Genomic DNA, 715 nt, shown 5'->3' on the forward strand with positions numbered 1-715 from the left:
CCACCGGATGCTCGGTCGTCACCGGCGGAGGAGTGATCTCCGGACCGGTCGGCGGCTTCGCAGTACCGGTGACCTTGTTGTTGATCAGAACGCCGCCGGCAACACCGTCGTTGATCTTCACCTGGTAGGTCAGAACAACCGACTTACCCGCTTCGAGTGCACCCGTCCACGAGAGCGTGGTGCCCTCGAGGGTCGGAGCAGTCGCGTCGACACCGTCAACAGTCGCCTTCAGCGAACCGGCCACGAGCGTCGCGTTGTCGAGAACCTTCGACAGATCATCGGTCAACACCACCGGATCAAGGGTCGTGTTACCCGTGTTCGCACCCGTCACCGAGTACGTGATCGTCTGACCAGCAGCAACATTCGTACCCGACACCGGATCCGCAGTCTTCGCGACCGTGAACCCCGGAACCTTCACCGGATGCTCGGTGCACAGCTGAGTCGCCGGATCACACACCTCCGGAGGATCAACCGGAGGAGTCGTACCCGGAACAACGAAGTTGAGCACCGTGTTGTCGGCATTCGCCGCAACGCGATCGGCATCAGCCTTGACCGTGACGGTGTACGTCACCGTCTTGCTCTCGCCGGCCGCAAGAGTTCCCGTCACCGAGAAACCATCCGCACCGACCATCGCAGCAGTCAACGGAGCATCAGCAGTCAAGCTGCCCGCAACCAGATCAGCATCGTCGAGCAGACCACGCAGATCATCGAAGTG

1 protein-coding gene is annotated in these 715 nt (G+C 61.5%); it reads right to left on the minus strand.

Going from position 1 to position 715, the window contains the following annotated elements; translation table 11 throughout:
* Positions 1-715, minus strand: a 715-nt coding sequence (locus RG2_RS31200) for an isopeptide-forming domain-containing fimbrial protein (protein WP_139278905.1), incomplete at both ends; no start/stop codon positions are given.

This window comes from Rhodococcus globerulus NBRC 14531 (assembly GCF_001894805.1).
Classification (GTDB): domain Bacteria; phylum Actinomycetota; class Actinomycetes; order Mycobacteriales; family Mycobacteriaceae; genus Rhodococcus_F; species Rhodococcus_F globerula.